Annotated in this window: 15 protein-coding genes; 6 read left to right on the top strand and 9 right to left on the bottom strand. The window is 65.3% G+C overall.

Annotated features, from left to right (window positions below):
• The first annotated feature begins 262 nt into the window (after positions 1–262).
• Positions 263–1,018 (top strand): SDR family NAD(P)-dependent oxidoreductase, encoded by a 756-nt coding sequence (locus QFZ30_RS18240; protein ID WP_307078620.1) that lies wholly within the window; start codon positions 263–265, stop codon positions 1,016–1,018.
• Positions 1,019–1,117: 99 nt separating this feature from the next.
• Here the strand turns inward: QFZ30_RS18240 and QFZ30_RS18235 are convergent, their stop codons facing one another.
• The 4 genes from QFZ30_RS18235 to QFZ30_RS18220 are packed head-to-tail and all read right to left on the bottom strand — an operon-like array spanning position 1,118 to position 4,693.
• Complete coding sequence (locus QFZ30_RS18235; protein WP_307078618.1) at positions 1,118–1,510, bottom strand: universal stress protein; 393 nt, start codon at positions 1,508–1,510, stop codon at positions 1,118–1,120.
• On the bottom strand, positions 1,507–3,174 hold the full coding sequence (locus QFZ30_RS18230) for a tripartite tricarboxylate transporter permease (RefSeq protein WP_307078616.1): 1,668 nt from the start codon (positions 3,172–3,174) through the stop codon (positions 1,507–1,509). Before QFZ30_RS18230 ends, QFZ30_RS18235 begins: the two co-directional genes overlap by 4 nt.
• Positions 3,174–3,686 carry a tripartite tricarboxylate transporter TctB family protein gene (locus QFZ30_RS18225; protein WP_307078615.1) on the bottom strand — a complete coding sequence of 171 codons (513 nt, stop codon included), beginning with the start codon at positions 3,684–3,686 and terminating at the stop codon, positions 3,174–3,176. The genes QFZ30_RS18230 and QFZ30_RS18225 overlap by 1 nt, the downstream gene beginning before the upstream one ends.
• Positions 3,683–4,693, bottom strand: a complete 1,011-nt coding sequence (locus QFZ30_RS18220; protein WP_307078613.1) for a Bug family tripartite tricarboxylate transporter substrate binding protein — start codon at positions 4,691–4,693, stop codon at positions 3,683–3,685. Before QFZ30_RS18220 ends, QFZ30_RS18225 begins: the two co-directional genes overlap by 4 nt.
• A 255-nt stretch (positions 4,694–4,948) precedes the next feature.
• On the opposite strand from QFZ30_RS18220, the gene QFZ30_RS18215 reads away from it, so the two are divergent.
• Together QFZ30_RS18215 and QFZ30_RS18210 are read left to right on the top strand one after the other, a co-directional pair.
• The gene (locus QFZ30_RS18215) at positions 4,949–6,526 is read left to right on the top strand and encodes a sensor histidine kinase (RefSeq protein ID WP_307080356.1); all 1,578 of its coding nucleotides are present in this window, start codon (positions 4,949–4,951) and stop codon (positions 6,524–6,526) included.
• Positions 6,523–7,191, top strand: a complete 669-nt coding sequence (locus QFZ30_RS18210; RefSeq protein WP_307078612.1) for a response regulator — start codon at positions 6,523–6,525, stop codon at positions 7,189–7,191. Before QFZ30_RS18215 ends, QFZ30_RS18210 begins: the two co-directional genes overlap by 4 nt.
• Positions 7,192–7,200: 9 nt before the next feature.
• Here QFZ30_RS18210 and QFZ30_RS18205 read toward each other — a convergent pair whose 3' ends face one another.
• From QFZ30_RS18205 to hutG, 3 genes are all read right to left on the bottom strand, one after another.
• The gene (locus tag QFZ30_RS18205) at positions 7,201–8,211 is read right to left on the bottom strand and encodes a cation transporter (RefSeq protein WP_307078610.1); all 1,011 of its coding nucleotides are present in this window, start codon (positions 8,209–8,211) and stop codon (positions 7,201–7,203) included.
• Positions 8,208–8,711, bottom strand: a complete 504-nt coding sequence (locus tag QFZ30_RS18200) for an ABC transporter substrate-binding protein (protein WP_307078608.1) — start codon at positions 8,709–8,711, stop codon at positions 8,208–8,210. The genes QFZ30_RS18205 and QFZ30_RS18200 overlap by 4 nt, the downstream gene beginning before the upstream one ends.
• Positions 8,712–8,806: 95 nt before the next feature.
• Positions 8,807–9,787, bottom strand: a complete 981-nt coding sequence (hutG, locus tag QFZ30_RS18195; protein WP_307078606.1) for a formimidoylglutamase — start codon at positions 9,785–9,787, stop codon at positions 8,807–8,809.
• 128 nt (positions 9,788–9,915) lie between these two features.
• Here hutG and QFZ30_RS18190 point away from each other — a divergent pair, with 128 nt between their 5' ends.
• Positions 9,916–11,220: a cation:proton antiporter gene (locus QFZ30_RS18190; RefSeq protein WP_307078603.1), complete on the top strand. Its 1,305-nt coding sequence runs from the start codon at positions 9,916–9,918 to the stop codon at positions 11,218–11,220.
• Between the two features lie 5 nt (positions 11,221–11,225).
• On the opposite strand, the gene QFZ30_RS18185 is transcribed toward QFZ30_RS18190, so the two are convergent.
• Positions 11,226–12,665, bottom strand: coding sequence for an NCS2 family permease (locus QFZ30_RS18185; protein ID WP_307078601.1), 1,440 nt, complete (start codon positions 12,663–12,665; stop codon positions 11,226–11,228).
• A 110-nt stretch (positions 12,666–12,775) separates the two neighbouring features.
• On the opposite strand from QFZ30_RS18185, the gene QFZ30_RS18180 reads away from it, so the two are divergent.
• Positions 12,776–13,429, top strand: a complete 654-nt coding sequence (locus tag QFZ30_RS18180) for a copper resistance CopC family protein (RefSeq protein ID WP_307078599.1) — start codon at positions 12,776–12,778, stop codon at positions 13,427–13,429.
• A gap of 28 nt (positions 13,430–13,457) precedes the next feature.
• On the opposite strand, the gene QFZ30_RS18175 is transcribed toward QFZ30_RS18180, so the two are convergent.
• Entirely contained in the window at positions 13,458–14,099 is a 642-nt protein-coding gene (locus QFZ30_RS18175; protein WP_307080354.1) for an FAD-dependent monooxygenase, read from the bottom strand.
• 399 nt (positions 14,100–14,498) lie between these two features.
• Here QFZ30_RS18175 and QFZ30_RS18170 point away from each other — a divergent pair, with 399 nt between their 5' ends.
• Complete coding sequence (locus tag QFZ30_RS18170) at positions 14,499–15,536, top strand: universal stress protein (protein ID WP_307078598.1); 1,038 nt, start codon at positions 14,499–14,501, stop codon at positions 15,534–15,536.
• Positions 15,537–15,678: the final 142 nt, after the last annotated feature.

Raw genomic sequence — 15,678 nt, 5'->3', positions numbered from 1 at the left:
CTTCGGGGAAAACGTTATCCTCGCTGCTGATAATGTCACGTGATGGGCCCCACATTCAAGACCTTACGCAGAGTTTTCTTTCCTGATGCAGACATTCGCCTCGCCGTTAGGAAAACGTTATCCTTGTAGGTCCCGGGCAGCGGCCGTCTCCGCGGAAATTTCGTCCCTCCACCTAAATCCTTCCCCTCTTGATCCACTTCCGTCCTCCGCGCACCATCAATGGAGAACGGTTCACGTCAAAAGAAAAGGGTGGGGCCCGGGGATGAGCGAGCTGCAGGGCCTGGTGGCCATCGTGACAGGAGGTTCCTCCGGCATTGGCGATGCAATAGTCCGGAGGCTTCAGGCCCTTGGCGCAGAGGTGGCAGCTTTGGACCGCCACACAGGCCGATCGGCGCCGGGCGCCTTCCATGCCATTTGTGACGTGAGCGATGACGCCTCCGTCCGTGCCGCCGTCGGCGCTGTCCTTGCGCAGTTTGGCCGGCTGGACATTGTGGTGAACAACGCCGGCATTGGCGCGCAGGGCACAGTGGAGGACAACAACGACGACGAGTGGCACCGGGTGTGGGACGTTAATGTGGTGGGCATGGCCCGAGTCAGCAGGGCTGCGCTGCCTGCGTTGCGGGAGTCTCCGTGTGCCGCCGTCGTAAACGTCTGTTCAGTTGCCGCTACTGCCGGCCTCCAGCGGCGGGCCTTGTACTCGGCCACCAAGGGTGCCGTGCTGTCCCTGACCCGGGCCATGGCCGCGGATCACCTCCGTGAGGGTATCAGGGTGAACTGCGTCAATCCCGGGACGGCGGATACGCCTTGGATCTCCCGCCTGCTGGACACTGCCGCGGATCCGGCTGCTGAGCGCGCGGCCCTTGCGGCCCGCCAGCCCCACGGCCGGCTGGTTACCGCGGATGAGGTGGCCGGTGCCGTGGCCTACCTCGTGAGCCCCCTCTCGGGCTCCACCACGGGTACCTCCATAGCCGTCGACGGCGGCCAGCAGGCGGTGCGACTGCGTCCGCTTCAGGGGTGAGGATGTTCCCGGAAACGAAAAATCCAAGGCTTGTCCGCAGGACCCCGCCTGGAAGGCGGGGATTTGCGGACAAGCCCCGGATCATTCGGAGCCGGCGGTCTAACCAGCCTTGACCGCCAATACCGGGCAGTCCGCCTCCAGCAAAATGCGCTGGGACGTGCTGCCCATGATCAGCTTGCCCACCGGCGTACGGCGGCGCAGGCCGATCACAATCAGGTCGGCATTGTGCTCCTCCGCGGCATCGAGAACCTCCGCTGCCGCGTCATGCCCACGGACCGGCTGCTTGATCACGTGGTCTATTCCCTGGGTCGCCAAGCGGTCCTCAATGCTCTGGATCTCCGGCTCCTGGGCGTATCTGTTGTCCACCAGGGCATCGCCCCTGGACGAGTTGATGACCAGCAGGGTGGTGCTGTTCTTCCGGGCCTCCAGAATGGCCTGGGTCAGCGCCGCTTCTCCTTCTGGTGTGGGGACGTATCCCACCACGATCGTCATGGTTGCTCCTTCTTATCTAAGTGATCTGTGGTCAGTTCAGTCCCGCTAGTCACCGTCGCCCCGTCGCCTTCATGGCCGCCGTCGCCCTTTCGGTCGGCCCGGTGACTGCCATGGCTGACAGTGCCGCGCGCCTCTGTCGGTTCGGACCCACCCGGGGAGTTTGCGGTCAGGAGGCTGGCGGGACGGTTGCGGCGGATCAGCTTGAACAGCAACGGCCACATGAGGATGATCGCCAGAATGATATAGATGACGACGGCGATCGGCTCGCTCAGGAGACCGGCGGGGTCACCCGCGCTGAGCTGCAGGCTCTTGCGCAGCTGGCCTTCGATCCGCGGGCCAAGGATCACTCCGAGGATGAGCGGCAGCACGGGGAGCCCGAAGCGACGCATCATGAAGCCCAGCGCGCCGAGGGCCAACAGGAGCACAAGGTCGAAGGCCTGGAGGTTCACCGAATACGCGCCCAGGGTGGCGAAGAACAGGATGCCTGCGTACAGGTACGGACGTGGGAGCTGCAGGATTTTTGCCCACATCGGAGCCAAGGGCAGGTTGATGAGCAGGAGCAGGAAGTTGCCGATGAAGAGGCTCGCGATCAGGGCCCAAACCAGAGGTCCCTCGTTGGCGAACAACAGGGGTCCCGGCTGAATGCCGAACTGGACAAACGCTGCGAGCATCACGGCGGCGGTGGCGTTGGTAGGCAGGCCGAGGGCAAGCAGTGGCGTCATGGTTCCGGCGGCTGCCGCATTGTTGGCAGCTTCCGGCCCGGCGACACCTTCGATGGCGCCCTTGCCGAATTCCTCGGGATGCTTGCTGAGGCGCTTCTCCGTCACGTAGGAGAGGAACGTGGGGATCTCGGCCCCACCGGCCGGAAGTGCACCGAAGGGGAAACCAAACGCCGTTCCGCGGAGCCAGGGCTTCCAGGACCGTTTCCAGTCCTGTTTTCCCATCCAGGGACGGCCTACCGGGATGACATACAACGGCGTGCGGCGCATATGGGCAGCAACCCAAAGTGCTTCGCCCACCGCGAAGATAGCCACTGCCACCACCACGATGTCCAGGCCATCGGCCAGCAGGGGCTGGCCGAAGGTGAGGCGGCGCTGGCCGGTGACGGAGTCCATGCCCACCAGGCCGATTGCCAGACCGAGGCCCAGTGAGGCAAAGCCCCTGAGGCGAGATGATCCAAGGACGGCGGTCACTGCCAGGAGTGCAAGCACCATGATGGCAAAGTAGCTCGGCGAGCCCAGGCTGACGGCGAACTCCACAACGATCGGTGCGAAGACTGCCAGCAGGGCGGTGCCGATGGTGCCGGCCACGAACGAGCCGATGGCTGCCGTCGCAAGGGCCTGGGCGGCCCTGCCGGCTTTCGCCATCCTGTTGCCCTCGATGGCAGTGACAACAGAAGACGATTCCCCTGGTGTGTTCAGCAGGATGGAAGTGGTGGAGCCGCCGTACATGCCGCCGTAGTAGATGCCGGCGAACATGATGAAGGCGCTGGTGGGTTCCAGGACGTAGGTGACCGGGAGCAGCAAGGCAATGGTCATGGCCGGGCCCAAGCCCGGGAGCACGCCGACGGCGGAACCCAGGATCACGCCAATGACGGCGTAGAGGAGGTTCATGGGGGTCAGGGCGGTGGCAAAGCCGTCCATGAGGGAGGAGAAGACATCCATCAGAGGATCCCTTTCAGGAGACCGGCCGGCAGGTTGATGCCGAGGCCCAGATAGAAGCCGTAAAAGGTGAGGACGGAAAGGGCCAGGGAGATCAGGCCGTCACGGACATAGTGCCGGCTGCCCAGGGCCCATGCGCTGCCCCAGAACAGGATGGTTCCCGAGATCACCCAACCGGCCCAGTCGATCAGCAGGATGTTGGCCACGAAGGCTCCCACCAGCGGCAGGACGGTCTTCCAGTCGGCGGGGTGTGAGAGATCCACGTCCTCGCCGCCTTCGGCTTCGCCCTGTCCGCCGCGCAGCACGTTGACGGCCAGCAGGACGGCGCAGACGATGAGCAGGCCGGCCACGATGTACGGCAAGGTTTTCGGCCCCACCGGATCTGACTGGGAGTAGGGGGTGACCAGGGCAATGGCGTCCAGGAGGACGAGGACGCCCACCGCCCCGAGCAGGAGGGCTACCCCCAGCTCGGAGCGGCCTTTGAGCCTGGAGGCTAAAGTTGGTGAATTGCTCACGCCAGGCCAAGCTTCGTGAGGACGTCCGCCACCCGCTTGTCCTGCTCGCTCAGGAAGGTTGCGAATTCATCGCCCGTGAGGAAAGCGTCGGACCAGCTGTTGGCTTTAAGGGCTTCCTTCCAGGCATCAGTACCGTGCATCTTTTCGAGGGCGGCAATCAGCTTGGCCTTGTCGTCGTCAGTGATTCCCGGAGGAGCCACGATGCCGCGCCAGTTGGTGAACACCAGGTCGATGTTGGATTCCTTCAGGGTCGGCGCATCCACACCGTCCAGCCGCTTTTCGCCGCTGGTAGCCAGGACGCGGACCTCGCCGGACTGAATCTGCTGGAGGAACTCGCCGGCGCCGGAGGCCGCGAACCCCACCTTGTTGCCGAGGATGGCCGGGAGGAGGTCACCGCCGCCGTCGTAGGACACGAAGTTCACCTTGGTGGCATCAATTCCGAGGGCTCCGGCCAACTGCATGGGCAGGAGGTGGTCGGGGCCTCCGGGGGAGGAGCCGCCGCCAACGCTGATGGAGCCGGGGTCTGCCTTCCATGCGGTGACCAGGTCATCGATGGTCTTGTACGGCGAATCCTTGTTGACCATGATGGCGCCGGGTTCTTCGATGAGCTTGGCCAGCGGAGTGGTGGCCGTCAGCTTGGACTCTGACTTGTTGGTGTAGCTCGCGCCCACCACGCCCAGGCCCATGAGCATGGTGAGGTCGCCGTTGCCCTTTTCGTTGACGATGCGGGCCAGGCCCACCGTGCCGCCGGCACCGGCCAGATTGAAGACTTCGGGGTTCGTGGCGATTTTCTCGTCTTCGAGGACTTTGGCCGCCACGCGGGCGGTGGTGTCGTAGCCGCCACCTGCAGTGTTAGGGACCATGATCTGGAGCTTGGTCAGCGGGCCGGCAGCAGCGCCGGGGCTGGAGGTATTCGTGGAGCTTCCGCCGGTGGCACCACAGCCGGTGGCCATCAGGGCGATGCCGGCGGCGACGGCGGCAATTCGCAATGCGCGATTCTGGCGCATGGTGTTCCTCTTCTCGCTAAAAATGAGCAAAACTGACTGGTGATCTGATGCTAGGCCCCATAGTGACGGGCATCACTCTTGTGTACGCAGAGAAAGTTAAGTTCATTGCGTTCACGTTTCCGGCGTACCACCGGACCAAGCCAAGCGCCCGCCGGGCCGCAGGGGGCATCGGTGTGCTGGGGTATAGTTCCGGTACCCTGACCACCAGAGGCCAGACCACCAGAGGAAAGAACCACAGTGACTCGACGAAGAGGAATGTCCCTCGCGGGGCAGTACCTGGTTCTGCAGTTGCTGATCGTCCTCGCGGTCCTCGTGGCAGTGGTGGCCATTTCGCTGGCGCAGTCGGCCGCGGCGTTCGAACGCACCGAGGGCCGTCGGGCGCTGTCCGCCGCGGAGGCCCTTGGCAACAACCCCACGGTCCGCGAACTTCTTCCCAACGCAGAGCCGCGGGTGGGGGCGGCCCTCCCGGCCGTGGCAGAGACGGTCCGGACCGTATCCGGCTCGTCCCATGTGGCCCTGGCCAAACTGGAGGGGACCATCGTGGCGGCATCCGATCCCCAACTGCTGGGGACGCCAATGGAGCTTGGCCCCAGCCGCGTGATGGAAGGCCGTTCATGGACAGGCGTGGTGAACGGAGGGGGCTCCGCCTTGCTGTCCGCCCACGTACCCGTTCTTGACGACGCCGGAAAGATGATCGGCATCGCGTCCATCAGCCGGAACTACCCTTCCACGCTGGAGCGACTGGGCGATGCCGTGCCGAACCTCCTCACCTACCTCGGAGTGGCCAGCGTGCTGGGCGTTGCAGGCTCCCTCCTGTTGGCCCGACGGGTGAAACGGCAGACCCTGGGCATGGAGCCCAGCGAAATTACCGGGTTGGTGGAAAACCGCGAGGCCATGCTGCACGGACTCAAGGAGGGCGTGGTGGCACTCGATCCGCACGAACGCATCACCGTGGCCAATGACAGCGCGCGCGAACTGCTGGGGCTGCCGGCCGATTGCGTAGGCAAGAAGATCGCGGCGCTCGCGGTGGACCCCGCACTGAAGGCCGTCCTTACCCGCGATCAGCCAGGCCCGGACCAACTGGTGCTGGTGGGCGAGCGGCTGGTGGTACTGAACCGTGTTCCCATCCGTTCGCGCGGCCGGGACATCGGCTCCGTCACCACGCTGCGCGACCGCACAGAACTGTCCTCCCTGGAGCGCGAACTGGGAGCCACCCGGACGGCAACCGACACCCTGCGCGCCCAGGCCCATGAATTCGCCAACCAACTGCATGTGATCTCAGGGCTGATCCAGATCGGTGAGTACGATTCCGTGGTGCAGTTCGTTAATGGAGCCACTGTAGACAGGACCAGGCTCAACGATGACGTCACCAGCCGGATCCAGGACCCCGCGCTGGCTGCCCTCCTGATTGCCAAGTCGAGCCTTGCAGCCGAGCGCGGCGTGACCCTCCAGCTTGACCCGGACTCGGCCCTGGGCCGGGTTGACGAGGCACTTTCCCGCGACCTCACTACCGTGGTGGGAAACCTGGTGGACAACGCGTTCGACGCCGTCTCCGGACTTGCGGAGGCATCCGTCCGGGTTCTGGTCGGGGAGGACGGGGACAGTGTCATGGCAACAGTCCGGGACACCGGCCCCGGCGTCGCCGGGAGCCATGCGGAGGAGATCTTCCGGCAGGGCTTCACCACCAAGCGGCCAGGGCCCGGGGGCGGCCGCGGCTTTGGGCTGGCGCTCTCGCGGGTGGTCTGCCGGCGAAGCGGCGGCGACCTGACGGTTGCCAATGACAACGGAGCAGTCTTCACCGCACGGCTGAAAAGAGGGAGACCACAGCCATGATCAAAGTCCTGATCATTGATGACGACTTTATGGTGGCCAAGGTCCACGCGGGGTTCATCCAGCGCACTCCCGGGTTCACCGTCGTCGGAGCGGCCCACACGGGTGCGCAGGCGGTCACGGAAACCGCCCGCCTCCAGCCGGACCTGGTGCTGCTTGATATCCATCTGCCGGATATCAACGGCCTTGACCTGATGCAGAAACTGCGCGAAGTTGCCCCGGAACTGGATGTCCTGGTGATCAGTGCGGCACGCGAGGTGGAAACCGTGCGGAAGGCGTTGCGGGGCGGGATTGTGCATTACCTGATCAAGCCCTTCTCGCAGACGGACCTCCAGGAACGGCTGGAGCACTACCGCAGCGCCTACCAGAGCCTGGCGTCCTCCAAGGAGGTGGCGGAGCAGTCAGACGTCAACCGGGTTTTCGGGCTGGACCGCACGGAGCGGCCGCTGCCCAAGGGCTGCAGCGTCGAAACACTCAAGCAGGTGGAAACGGCACTGCAAGCGGCCGACGGCGACCTCTCCGCTGCCGAAGTGGCCGTCCAGGTGGGAACGTCCCGCGTGAGCGCCCGCAGGTACCTCGAATACCTGCATGACGAGGGAGTGCTGGAGGTGCGGCTCAAGTACGGTGCGGGACGGCCCGAGCGGCGCTATGTGTTAAAAACCGCCTGAGCGGCCAGCTCAGCGTTCCCCGCCGGACGTGGGTCCGGGCAGGAATTCGGACGGCAGCTCCGCCACCGGGACCAGGACCATGTCCTGGATCTTCCAGTCCATCCCGATGCAGGCCTCGCGGGCAGCCTCGAGCTGCTCCAGCCTGGGCATCCGTCCACCGGCGGGGACCACAAACGATTCCACATGGAACACGTGCCCTTCGTCGCGGATCCTGGACTGCGCCTCCTGGGTCCAGTCCAGGCCGCGGAGGTACTCGTCCAGCCGGTGTCCGATCGGGTGCGGCTCGGCGTCGTCGTACGTCCGGGCACGTTTGTCCATCAGCGCTGAGATGGCGGCGCGGGTGTTCCGGACGCCGTCGTGCAGGATGCTGGCGGAGATGAGGAGGGCCGCCGCGTAGTCGGCCCACCACACGCCGAAGCCGATGCCGGCCACGCCCACCGCGGCGGCAAGGGCCGTCATCCAGTCCGCTTTGTTCATGTCGGCGTCGGCGTACAGGACTTTGTCATGGAGCTTTTCGGCAAGCTTCATCTTGACCCGGCCCAGGTAGATGGGCGGGACGGCGGTGAGGATCATCGCGCCGATCATCATCCAGCCCAGCCAGATGGTCTGGCCAAAGAAGTCAAAACCGCCGATGGCAGGGTGCTCGTTGCCCAGCAGCCCGATGCCCGAATCCACGATGAGGTACGCGCCCATCACCGTCAGGGCCACTGCCGCAACCACATGGGCGATGCCCACGGCGCGGTGGTAGCCGTAGGGATGTTCCTCGCTGGGACGCTTGCGGATAACGCGGGCAGCCAGCAGGAAGGACAATGGCGGAAGGAATGACAGGACGTCCTCCACCCAGGCGGCCTTCATTGCCTGGGAGTTGCCCAAAACCGCGAAGACCAGGACCGTGGACGCGGCCAGGAAGCCGATGGTGATCCATTCGATCTTCACCGCACCGCGGAGGGCCTCCTGCTGTTCGTCCGGGAGTTCGGTGTGGCCGAAGCGGGCAACCCCGCCATTCCTCACAGCCGTCATCGTGATTCCTTCGCATCCATCAGGAACCGGTCCAGCTCGAGAAGGAACGCGTTCTCGCCCATGGGAACCAGCATCACGTGCCTGTGCAGGGAGCCGTGGCCATCACGGGACTCCGCGTAGGCGCGGCTCAGTCCGGCATGCGTTGCCCACGGCGTCTTGTCGTCAAGGCCGCCGACCACCAGGTCCAGGTTCCCGCGCTTGAGGTCCTCGGCCAGTACGTATTCCGTGCCGGAAACCCATTCGATCCCGGCTCCCAGCTTCGAAGCGAAGCGCCGTACCAGTTCGGCCTCGCTGCCCTGGACGTCTTCGTCCCGGAGCCCTCTGCCGTTCCCGGAAGAAATCCTCACCCAGTCACCGTTTGCGCTGGCCCCTACCCGCAGCGTGCCCTCCGTGACCCGCTCGAGGGTTCCGGAGGGATCGGCGGGAAAGGGTGTGCCGCAGCCCGCAAGGGCCAATGACGATGCCAGCAACAGTGCCGCAGTAATTCGTAGGTATCTCATGCCGGCCAGTTGCTCCGCTGGTAGCTGTCCATGAACTCTATTAGACAGCCTGCTTAGCTTTTTCGCCGCGTTGTTGGAACCGAACCTGCCCGGACCTAGCGCAACACCGTGTTCACCAGCCGCGCCGCAACCGTGGCGGTCCGGCCGTCGACGTCGAACGCCGGATTCAGCTCGGCCACGTCCACGTGCAACAGCTTTCCGCTTTCCGCCACCTGCCGGCACACCGCGCTGATGACCGGGAGCGGGACGCCGTAGGCTGCGGGCGCGCTAACCCCGGGAGCCACCGATGCCGGCAGGACGTCAAGATCGATGGTCAGGTACAGCACATCCACGCCGGCGATGAAGTCATCCACAAAGGCCCGGGTGCGCTCCGCAGTGCAGTCCTCATCCCGCAGATACCTCACGCCCAGCCGTTCCGCCGTGCTGAACAGTGCTCCGGTGTTGTTGGGCTCGGAAATCCCGACGACGGCGTACCGGAGTCCGCGCCCGGCGGCGGCTTCCGCGGCCGCCATCTGGAGGAACGGTGTGCCTGAACTGGGCACGGGTTCATCGCGGAGGTCAAAGTGCGCGTCCAGGTTCAGGACGCCCAGCCGTTTGCCAGCGCGGATCGCTTCGGATCCGGCGAGTCCCAGATAACTGGCAAAAGCTGTTTCGTGGCCGCCGCCGAGCACCACGGTGAGCTGGCCGGCGTCGAGCATTGCTGTGATGGCCAGCCCGGCACGGGCCTGCCCTGCTTCCAGGGCACCGCCGGCCACCACAACATCCCCGGCATCGGACACCGTCCGGTCCAGGTGGAACGCCAACGGCCCCAGGGCGGCGCGGAGGGCAGTCGGGGCCAGGGCGGCGCCGGGACGGCCCCTGTTCCGGCGGACGCCTTCGTCGCTGGCAAACCCCAAAAGAACAGCCGGGCGGGATGCCGGAAGGGCTGAAAGACCTGCTGGGGCGGAGGACGCAGTGCTGCCGGGCGCATAGCGCGACACCGCCTGCCACCAGCGGCGGTGCTCCCGGCCATCGCCGTCGAACCTGCCCGTCCAAGGCTGCGGTGGGACATCGACGGTGAGCGCGGGTAGGGCCATGGTCCAAGCTCACCGCGTGGCCGCAGCGAAAACCAGCAGCGCCGTCGTCGTCCTGTCTGGAATTCCGGAACTTGGAATTGACCTCAGCGCATGTCGGTGGACGGCCGCACCGGGCTATGGTGGATCAAATGTTTGAAGCCCCCAGCATCCTGTTTACCGCAGCGGGTGCCGCAGTGTTTGTGGCCGCCATCCTGCCGAAACTCCTGCGCAACGCCCCGTTTTCCATGCCTATGGTGTTCCTGGGGGCCGGCATGGCGGCCTTTTCGCTGGTCCCCACACTGCCTGATCCGGATCCGATCGCCCACGGCGATCTTGCCCTCCGACTGTCAGAAGTCTGCGTCATCATTTCCCTGATGGGCGCCGGACTGGCCCTTGACCGGCCGGTGGGCCGCAAGCGCTGGGCCACCACCTGGCGGCTCCTGGGGATTGCCATGCCCCTGTGCATCGTAGCCCCGACGCTGCTGGGACTCTGGTTCCTTGGCCTTGGATTGGGTGCTGCCCTGCTGGTGGCGTCCATCCTGGCGCCCACGGATCCGGTCTTGGCATCCGAGGTGCAGGTGGGCGAACCGGCGGATCGGGACGATGAGGCCGACAAAGAGGATGAGGTCCGGTTTGGCCTGACGTCCGAGGCCGGCCTGAACGACGGCCTGGCCTTCCCTTTTGTGTACTTGGCCATGGCCGTCAGCGTTGCGGGGGCGTCGCCGTCGGAGTGGTTTCCGGAGTGGTTCGGGATCGATGTGTTGTGGCGGCTGGGGGTGGGCTTGCTGCTGGGGTTCGGCACGGGCAAGGTGCTGGCGCGGCTGTTCTTCTCTACGCGGAAGGAAAGCATGCGGCTGTCCAACCATTCGGAGGGATTCGTTGCCCTGGCCGCGACATTCCTGGCCTACGGCCTCACCGAAATGATCGAGGGCTATGGGTTCATTGCCGTGTTTGTGTGTGCGGTAACCATCAGGGCCGCGGAGCACACGCACGGCTACCACCGGGTGCTGCACTCCTACGTGGAGCAGCTCGAGCGGCTGATGACCGTGGTGATCCTGGTCCTGCTGGGAGGAGCCATTGCCCGCGGCCTGCTCGCCGATATTGGCTGGCCTGAGCTGCTCGTGGGGCTGGCGTTCCTGCTGCTGGTGCGGCCACTGGCAGGCTGGGTGGGCCTGCTGGGCGGCAAGACGGGCCCGCGGGAACGCGTTGCGCTCTCGTTCTTCGGGATCCGCGGAATCGGCTCCCTCTACTACCTTTCCTATGCGCTGGGAAAAGGCCAGTTCGCCGGGCAGGCTGACTGGCTCTGGGCCTTCGTGGGACTGGTGGTGGCACTGTCCATCGTGATCCATGGTGCCACCACTTCGCCGCTCATGAACCGGCTGGACCGGCTCCGCAAGCGGCGGGCACTGGCGGAATCGGGTGACGAGGGGCTGGCCCCCAATACGCCCGTGTAGCGAAGCTACATTCCCAGCGCGGCCTCGATTGGTCCCACCGCGAAGAAAAGCAGGAACGCGGCGGCCACGGCCCACATGAGGGGGTGGATATCGCGGATCCGGCCCTGGACCGTACGGATCAGGACGTACGCGATGAAGCCGGCGCCCAGGCCGTTGGCGATCGAGTAGGTGAACGGCATCAACGTGAAAGTCAGGAACGCCGGTATCGCTATTCCCCAGTCCTGCCAGTCGATCTTGCCCACCTGGGACACCATCATGAAGCCCACCACCACCAGGGCGGGCGCCACCGCTTCGAACGGGACCAGGTTGATGAGCGGGGTGAAGAACATGGCCACCAGGAACAGCAGGCCGGTGACAATCGACGCCACACCGGTACGCGCACCCTCGCCGATTCCGGCTCCGGCTTCCACGTAGATCTGGTTGGAGGATACGGAGGCCCCGCCGCCCACGATGGCGCCCAGGGCATCCACCTGCAGCACGCGGTCAACGTCCGGGATGTTGCCTTCCTTGTCCACGGTGCCGGCCTCGTTGGCCAGGCCCACCATCGTGCCCATCGCGTCAAAAAAGATGCTCAGCAGGATCACAAAAGCCAGCAGCGTGGCGGCCACGAAGCCCAGGTGTTCAAAGGCGCCGAACGGGTTGGCCTTGCCGATCAGGGAAAGGTCCGGGGCGGCCCATCCGGTGAATGTAGGGGCCACCAGCGACCAGCCCTGGGGGTTTGAGGTCTTGCCATCGAAGCTGGGACCGATGTGCAGGGTCATTTCCAGGATCACGGCGATGACGGTGGAGGTGATGATGCCGATCAGGATGGCTCCCCTGACCTTCCGGACCACCAGGGCGATGGTCAGTACCAGGCCGAACACAAACACCGCCGTGGGCCAGCCCAGGAGCTTGCCGTCAAAGCCCAGGCCCACAGGCACGGTGGTGCCGGCAGCATCGGGGATGCGGCGGACAAAACCCGCGTTCACCAGTCCGATCAGGGCGATGAACAGGCCGATGCCCACCACGATCGCGGTCTTGAGGCCGTCCGGGACGGCCCTGAAGACCGCTGTCCGGAAGCCGGTGAGGACAAGGATCAGCATGGTGACTCCGGAGATAACAACCAGGCCCATCATGTCCGGCCAGGTGAGGCCCGGGTTGGTGGCCACGGTCACGGCTACAAAGGCGTTGACGCCCAGGCCGGTCGCCAGTGCAAAGGGGTGCCTGGCCCAGGCCCCCATCAGGATGGTCAGGATGGCCGCAACCAACGCGGTCACGGCGGCCACGGCTGGAAAGCCGAGCGTGGTGCCGTTGGAGTCTGCGCCGGAGAGAATGAGGGGGTTCAGCACCACGATGTAACTCATCGCAAAGAAAGTGGCGAACCCGCCGCGGATCTCGCGGGACAGGTTGGACCCCCGTTCAGTGATCATGAAGTACCGGTCCAGGGCAGAGCCTTGCTTAAGCATTAGTCCTCCGGGGAGTCTTTGGGGTACCTGAATCCTATGCGGCGTCCGGGCGGCGGCCGTGGAAATTCGCCTAGTCTGTAAGGAAGCCAACACGAGGGAGCAGTCCACGCATGCGTTCCATCCGCCACCAGTTGCTGAGCGTAGTGCTCGGAATATTCGTCGCAGCCGCCGCCTTGCTGGGGGTGACGGCTCCGGCTTCTGCGCACGATGCCGCCGAATCCAGCAGCCCCGCCCAGGGAGCCACGGTGGCCACGCCGCCGGAGAAGGTCTCCGTCACGTTCAACAGGAATCCGCTGGGCATCGGCGCGCAGTTCTTGGTGAAGGACGCCGCCGGCGCGGAGTGGGCTGACGGCGCCGTCGAAATTGTGGACAATGTGGCCTCCCAAAAACTCAAGGCCGGCGCGCCCGCGGGAGAGTACACGGTCACCTGGCGTGTGGCCAGCTCGGATTCCCACCCCATTGAGGGTACCTTCGGTTTCACGGCAACCGCCGCCGCGGGGTCAGCACCCTCCGGGTCGGCACCTGCCGGTTCGGCACCGTCCGGTTCGACGGCGGCCGGTGCCGTTCCCAACATGGGCACGGCTCAGCCCGGAGTCACCCCGCCCCCGGCTCCGGTGGTCGATGCGTCCCAGCCGTTTCCTTGGAGCCTGGTGGTCTTTGCCGCCGTGGCAATGGGGTTGCTGGTGGCCATCGCGATCATGACCAAGCGGCGCCTCACGGCAGGCAGCGAAGAAGAGGGCGTTGAAGAGCCCCAGCAAAAGTAGCCAGCTTGCTGATCCAGCCTCTGGTGATCTAGCCAGGGACTACGGCGAAGCTTCCGGTAAGGATGGTGGGTGCACTCTCCGGATTGACCTTGGAGGAGATCGCCTGGCCCACTGTTTTCGCCTGGCGCAGCACTTCCTTGGGGGACGGCGTGATGAGCTCGCCTACCCCCACCAGGTAGATGCCGATGGCCCGCATCGCGGCCACTAGGTTGTGTCCTACCGTGATGCCGAAGTCGCTGAGCATGCGCCTCAGCTGGCTGTGCGCGCAGCGGGTCAGCACGATATGGTCGGCCAGCAGGACGCCGTTGGGGGTATGGACTTCCCATTGGCGGGCGCAGGGGCCTTCCGCCGCGCGGGCGTCGGAGGCGCCGCCCGCCATGGTCAGCTGGACGGCCCGTGTGGTGTTGCGGACGTCCATGCCGTGGCTTGCTGCGTAGTTGCGCAGATGGCGGAGGATTTCGTTGCGCTCCCGGAGGGAGTCGGAGTCTGCTGCATCGCAGCGTTGCAGTGAAGCCGTGTTGGCCGGTTGTCCGGCGCCCAGGATGTCGAGTCCGTCCACCACAATGGAATCCACGCCGTGTCTGCGCAGCTCTGCTGCCACGGCCAGGCCGGACAGGCCCGTGCCAATGATCACCGTGGTGGTCTGTTCGGTCCCGCCATTCAGAGGCATGCTTGACACTACAGTTTTCCTCCTTTGAAGCTTTCGGCTAGTGCAGGCATCCTTGCCCTGCAAGCGTTCCGTTACCCCCAAAGACCGGCCGCAGTACCTGGCCGGGACGTGTCTTGACGCAGACATGCCCGACCAGCGATGCCTCGAAGACTACAGAACATTTTGTGGCAGGGATAGCCCAAACTTGAATATTCTTCCCCGGCGATGTTTGCGCTCTCATTCCTAGCGCCGCGCGGGCTGTGGATAACTGCTTGCTAAGTCTCGGCGGACCGAGAATAGTGAGAAGTGGAGGCGGGCTTTCCTGCTCGGGTGTGTGGTTGCCAGGCGGGTGCACGGGGAAAGGGTCCACTTCTGGCAGAATAGCCGCAACATCAGGCAGTATGGCGAGGAGGCGGCCCAATGGGCGCACATGAGATGCATCCGGACCCGGACGGGGATGGCGGGGGCAGTTCCGCCGGTCCCCAGGGCATCGTTGTTGGCGTGGACGGTTCGGACCACGGCCAGTGCGCTCTTGTCTGGGCGGCCCGTGAGGCCGAGCGCCGCCGCCGCCCCCTGCATATCGTCACGGCATACTCCGTTCCGATCTTTGCCGCATCTGGCTTGGACGGCGGCTATGCCACCGTGGATGACTCAGTGATCCGCGAGGGCGCTGAAGCGATCATCAAGCAGGCGATGGACAAGGTGTCCGGCTACAACATCGACGTCGATGCCTCCGTTGAGAACGGCGACGCCTCCGGGGTGCTGCTGGAGATGTCAGAGACAGCCGAGCTGCTGGTCTTCGGCACGCGTGGCAGGGGCGGCTTTGTCGGCCGCCTGCTGGGCTCCGTGAGCAGCGCACTGCCTGCCCACGCAAAATGCCCCACAGTGACTGTCCCGCTGATCTGTTCGGACAGGCTGGGGGAAACCACCGAGGACAAGCGGATCAAGGCCGAGCAGGCCAAGTCCGGGCACCAGCGCGTCGAGAACGTGGTGGTGGTGGGCGTGGACGGCTCCGAACAGGCGCGGATCGCAGTCCTGGAAGCCGCAGCCCAGGCCGAGCGCCTTGGTGCAACCCTGCGCGTGATCTGCGCGGTGCCGCAGTACAGCGGTTCGTTGGCATGGGTTCCCGCGCCCATGGACCGAAAGGCACTGTTCGCGGACATCCAGCTACAGCTGGATGCCGGAATGGCCTGGCTCAAGAGCCACTATCCAAATCTTCCGATGGAGTCAGAGCTGAAGGATGGCTCCCCCGTGGAGGTGCTGGTGGAAGCCAGCAGGCATGTTGAACTGGTGGTGGTGGGAACCCGCGGCCGCGGCGGATTCACCGGCATGCTCTTGGGCTCCACCTCGGATGGTGTACTCCACCACGCGAAGGGGCCGGTCCTGGTGGTTCCGGACAAGGAGGACCCGCGGCTGGCGGACAGGGCCAGCTTCGGCCCTATCCTCGGCGCGGCCTGACCGTCCCCTCATCGTCAGGAGGCGTGCAGGTGGCGGATTCCGCAGAGGCAGGACCTGACGAGTTCCCCGGCGCACCGGGAGAAGCACCACTGGAGTCTGGAGGCCAAGCCCCGGAGTCGGTTCTGGTTCTGGCTCTGGAGCA

Source organism: Arthrobacter pascens (assembly GCF_030815585.1).
GTDB lineage: Bacteria > Actinomycetota > Actinomycetes > Actinomycetales > Micrococcaceae > Arthrobacter > Arthrobacter pascens_A.
This window is presented reverse-complemented; position numbering and strand designations above follow the sequence as displayed.

Coding starts and splice junctions, on each gene's coding strand:
- hutG (WP_307078606.1), bottom strand. CDS start 9,787: ATGGCCCTACCCGCGCTCACCGTCGATGTCCCACCGCAGCCTTGGACG.
- QFZ30_RS18235 (WP_307078618.1), bottom strand. CDS start 1,510: ATGACGATCGTGGTGGGATACGTCCCCACACCAGAAGGAGAAGCGGCG.
- QFZ30_RS18175 (WP_307080354.1), bottom strand. CDS start 14,099: ATGCCTCTGAATGGCGGGACCGAACAGACCACCACGGTGATCATTGGC.
- QFZ30_RS18220 (WP_307078613.1), bottom strand. CDS start 4,693: ATGCGCCAGAATCGCGCATTGCGAATTGCCGCCGTCGCCGCCGGCATC.
- QFZ30_RS18205 (WP_307078610.1), bottom strand. CDS start 8,211: ATGACGGCTGTGAGGAATGGCGGGGTTGCCCGCTTCGGCCACACCGAA.
- QFZ30_RS18170 (WP_307078598.1), top strand. CDS start 14,499: ATGGGCGCACATGAGATGCATCCGGACCCGGACGGGGATGGCGGGGGC.
- QFZ30_RS18185 (WP_307078601.1), bottom strand. CDS start 12,665: ATGCTTAAGCAAGGCTCTGCCCTGGACCGGTACTTCATGATCACTGAA.
- QFZ30_RS18190 (WP_307078603.1), top strand. CDS start 9,916: ATGTTTGAAGCCCCCAGCATCCTGTTTACCGCAGCGGGTGCCGCAGTG.
- QFZ30_RS18230 (WP_307078616.1), bottom strand. CDS start 3,174: ATGGATGTCTTCTCCTCCCTCATGGACGGCTTTGCCACCGCCCTGACC.
- QFZ30_RS18180 (WP_307078599.1), top strand. CDS start 12,776: ATGCGTTCCATCCGCCACCAGTTGCTGAGCGTAGTGCTCGGAATATTC.
- QFZ30_RS18215 (WP_307080356.1), top strand. CDS start 4,949: ATGTCCCTCGCGGGGCAGTACCTGGTTCTGCAGTTGCTGATCGTCCTC.
- QFZ30_RS18200 (WP_307078608.1), bottom strand. CDS start 8,711: ATGAGATACCTACGAATTACTGCGGCACTGTTGCTGGCATCGTCATTG.
- QFZ30_RS18240 (WP_307078620.1), top strand. CDS start 263: ATGAGCGAGCTGCAGGGCCTGGTGGCCATCGTGACAGGAGGTTCCTCC.
- QFZ30_RS18210 (WP_307078612.1), top strand. CDS start 6,523: ATGATCAAAGTCCTGATCATTGATGACGACTTTATGGTGGCCAAGGTC.